Below are 3,418 nucleotides of genomic sequence, written 5' to 3' on the forward strand. Positions count from 1 at the left end.
GAGAAAAGGAAACTGTTTAGATAATGCAGTGGCTGAAAACTTCTTCGCTTTACTCAAAACAGAGATGTATCACGGTCAAAGCTTCACTGATGCTGATGAACTGATTGCAAATATCGAAGAATATATAGAGTATTACAATACAAAACGGATTAAGGTGAAATTTAAAGGCCTGACTCCGATAGAATATCGAAATCAGGCCTTGCAAGCCGCTTAACAGAAATGTCCAACTTTATGGGGTCACTTCAGACCGTGGGAACGAGCGGTTTGTGTCTGATTGGAAATCTTAGGTTCGTAACCCTTTACCTTTCGTGACTAAGTAGTGAGCAAGACAATATAAAATCACAACAAACACACTCAGTACGCTGAATGAAGTGGCAATATCCACATCTGACACGCCTAAGAAGCCATAACGGAACGCATTCACCATGTAAACGATTGGGTTAATTTTAGAGACACCCTGCCAGAATTCCGGTAACAAGCTAATCGAATAAAACACGCCTCCCAGATAGGTTAACGGCGTAAGAACAAAGGTCGGTACAATAGAGATATCATCGAAAGTTTTCGCAAACACCGCATTAATTAAGCCGCCTAATGAAAACACAATTGATGTCATCAATACCGTCATGACGATCACGGTCCAGTGCTCCACATTCAGATGAACAAAGAACAAAGAGACAAAGGTCACTAAAGCGCCGACCAGTAGACCACGAGTAACGCCACCCATCACATATCCGGCGATGATGACGTAGTTAGGCACTGGAGCGACCAACAACTCTTCAATATTTTTTTGCATCTTAGCGCTAAAGAATGAAGATGCCACGTTCGAGTACGAGTTAGTGATTACCGACATCATGATCAAACCAGGCACGATATATTCCATATAGCTGAAGCCGTTCATTTGACCAATACGCGAACCAATCAAGTTACCAAAAATGATGAAATACAAACACATGGTAATCACAGGTGGAACCAGGGTTTGCACCCAAATTCGCGTAAAACGAGTCACTTCTTTACTTAATAAGCTAACAAAAGCCGTCCAATAAATCTGATACATACAAATTCCTTAACGCTGTTCACGTACGATGCGAACAAACAGCTCTTCTAAACGGTTAGCTTTATTACGCATAGACAGCACTCGCACACCTTGCTCAGTCAATTGGCTAAAGATGTGGTTGAGCCCTTCAGTCTTTTCGATTTCAATCTCTAGCGAGCCGTCTTTCAGGGTTTGTGAAATAACGCCATCAAGCTCTGATAATTGGCTTTCATTCTCAATATCCAGAACAAAGGTTTCCACGTGGAGTTTTGAAAGCAGACCTTTCATGGTGGTGTTTTCGATAACTTCACCACGGTTAATAATGCCAATGTTACGACACAGCATTTCCGCCTCTTCCAGATAGTGCGTAGTCAGAATGATCGTGATGCCCTGCGCATTAATTTTCTTCAAAAACTCCCACATCGAACGGCGAAGTTCGATATCAACCCCAGCCGTCGGTTCATCAAGGATCAACAGTTGCGGCTCATGCATTAACGCGCGAGCAATCATCAAACGACGCTTCATACCACCAGACAGGTTACGAGCACGCTCTTTACGCTTTTCCCATAAATCGAGCTGAGTCAGATACTTCTCTGCGCGTTCTTTAGCCACAGCTTTAGAAACACCATAATAACCCGCTTGCTGAGTGACAATTTGTTCAACGGTTTCAAACTGGTTGAAGTTAAATTCTTGCGGCACTAACCCCAACTGCTGCTTAGCCTGTTCGAGATGAGTATCAATGTCGAAACCAAACACCTTCACTTTGCCGGAAGATTTATTAACCAATGAAGAAATGATACCGATAGTGGTTGATTTACCTGCACCGTTAGGTCCCAGTAAGGCGTAGAAGTCGCCCTTTTTGACAGACACACTAATGCCCTTCAGCGCTTCAAAACCTCCAGCGTAAGTTTTGCGCAACTGCTCTATTTCTAATGCGTACATAATGGAGCTCTTTTTTTGGGAATACCGTATATGTGCCGATTTTAACGCCAGTTTTCAACCCTAGGCGAAAAATAGTTTTGACATCCAGAGATAGATTATCAAATACCCTTATCAATCACGCAGTTGTTAATCTGCGGAAATCATGGATAATTTTCTATACTGCTCAGATGAGTAATCTCCAGGCGAAATAGTCAGAGATTGACGTAATGACATTGTGTATAGTCGGGATAGCCATTTAAAGGAAGTAACATGCCAGAGATTAAACAACTATTCGATAATAACTCAAAGTGGTCAGAATCAATTAAAGCAGACCGACCAGAGTACTTTACTAAGCTCGCTGAAGGGCAAAACCCTGATTTTTTGTGGATCGGTTGTTCAGACAGCCGCGTGCCAGCCGAACGTTTAACGGGTCTATACTCAGGCGAATTGTTCGTTCACCGTAACGTTGCCAACCAAGTCATCCATACCGACTTAAACTGTCTTTCCGTAGTACAATATGCGGTAGATGTACTTAAAGTGAAACACCTCATCATCTGTGGTCACTATGGGTGTGGTGGTGTTACCGCTTCGATTGAAAATCCACAACTGGGATTGATCAACAACTGGTTGCTGCATATTCGTGACTTATACTTTAAGCACCGAAAATATATTGAGCAGATGCCCGAAGCCGATCGCTCTGACAAACTTGCAGAAATAAACGTCGCAGAACAAGTTCACAACTTAGCAAACTCCACCATCCTGCAAAATGCTTGGGAACGCGGACAAGAAGTTGAGCTTCACGGCGTTGTCTATGGCATCGAAGATGGTAAGCTCGAGTATCTGGGTGTTCGTTGTAATTCACGTGAAACCATCAATGACACTTATCAAAAGGCTCTGGAAAAAATTCTTAACCCTGAATATAAGCTGCTTTGTCGCTGATCACCGGCAAAACCCTATAACCAGCAAAAACCTATGAATAGCAAAAAGCCCACTAAGTGGGCTTCAGACTGATGACAGACCCAACATCGTCATTCCAGAATTTCGGAACGAAATATCTGGAATCTAATAACAACGCGTGCTGTAAGTAGATTCCAGCCTTCGCTGGAATGACGGAAAGGACTTTATCAACCAGCAATTACGCTTGTGGAATGACTTTACCAATGAAGGGTAAGTGTCGGTATTGTTGTGCATAATCGATGCCGACACCGACAACACATTCATCCGGAATTTCAAAACCAACCCACGAGACTTCAACATTGACTTCACGACGAGATGGTTTATCAAGCAAGGTACAAATCTGAATTGATTTAGGCTCACGTAGCGAAAGAATTTCTTTCACTTTGTTTAGCGTGTTACCTGTATCAATGATGTCTTCGACAAGCAGTACATCTTTACCTTTGATGTCATCATCCAGATCTTTCAGGATGCGCACATCACGAGAGCTCGTCATAGAGTTACCATAGC

At 42.7% G+C, this 3,418-nt stretch carries 5 protein-coding genes; 2 read left to right on the forward strand and 3 right to left on the reverse strand.

The annotated features are described in order from the left end of the window. A partial coding sequence (locus ACK5MF_RS13745) for an IS3 family transposase (RefSeq protein WP_416923146.1) occupies positions 1-214 on the forward strand: 214 nt, incomplete at its 5' end. 69 nt (positions 215-283) lie between these two features. Here the strand turns inward: ACK5MF_RS13745 and ACK5MF_RS13750 are convergent. Both ACK5MF_RS13750 and ACK5MF_RS13755 read right to left on the reverse strand, forming a co-directional pair. After that, complete coding sequence (locus tag ACK5MF_RS13750; RefSeq protein WP_416923148.1) at positions 284-1,054, reverse strand: ABC transporter permease; 771 nt, start codon at positions 1,052-1,054, stop codon at positions 284-286. A gap of 9 nt (positions 1,055-1,063) precedes the next feature. Further along, entirely contained in the window at positions 1,064-1,975 is a 912-nt protein-coding gene (locus ACK5MF_RS13755) for an ABC transporter ATP-binding protein (RefSeq protein WP_416923150.1), read from the reverse strand. A gap of 249 nt (positions 1,976-2,224) precedes the next feature. Between ACK5MF_RS13755 and can the strand changes: the two genes are divergently transcribed. Next, the gene (gene can / locus ACK5MF_RS13760) at positions 2,225-2,893 is read left to right on the forward strand and encodes a carbonate dehydratase (protein ID WP_416923152.1); all 669 of its coding nucleotides are present in this window, start codon (positions 2,225-2,227) and stop codon (positions 2,891-2,893) included. A gap of 196 nt (positions 2,894-3,089) precedes the next feature. Here the strand turns inward: can and hpt are convergent. Next, positions 3,090-3,418 (reverse strand): hypoxanthine phosphoribosyltransferase (gene hpt, locus ACK5MF_RS13765; RefSeq protein ID WP_416923154.1); only part of this gene is annotated, 329 nt, incomplete at its 5' end.

The sequence above is a fragment of the Vibrio sp. genome (genome assembly GCF_047973365.1).
Lineage (GTDB): Bacteria > Pseudomonadota > Gammaproteobacteria > Enterobacterales > Vibrionaceae > Vibrio.

What these genes read in the sequence shown, in the direction of transcription:
- ACK5MF_RS13750 (WP_416923148.1), bottom strand. Translation starts at nt 1,054, where the DNA reads ATGTATCAGATTTATTGGACGGCTTTTGTTAGCTTATTAAGTAAAGAA.
- ACK5MF_RS13755 (WP_416923150.1), bottom strand. Translation starts at nt 1,975, where the DNA reads ATGTACGCATTAGAAATAGAGCAGTTGCGCAAAACTTACGCTGGAGGT.
- can (WP_416923152.1), top strand. Translation starts at nt 2,225, where the DNA reads ATGCCAGAGATTAAACAACTATTCGATAATAACTCAAAGTGGTCAGAA.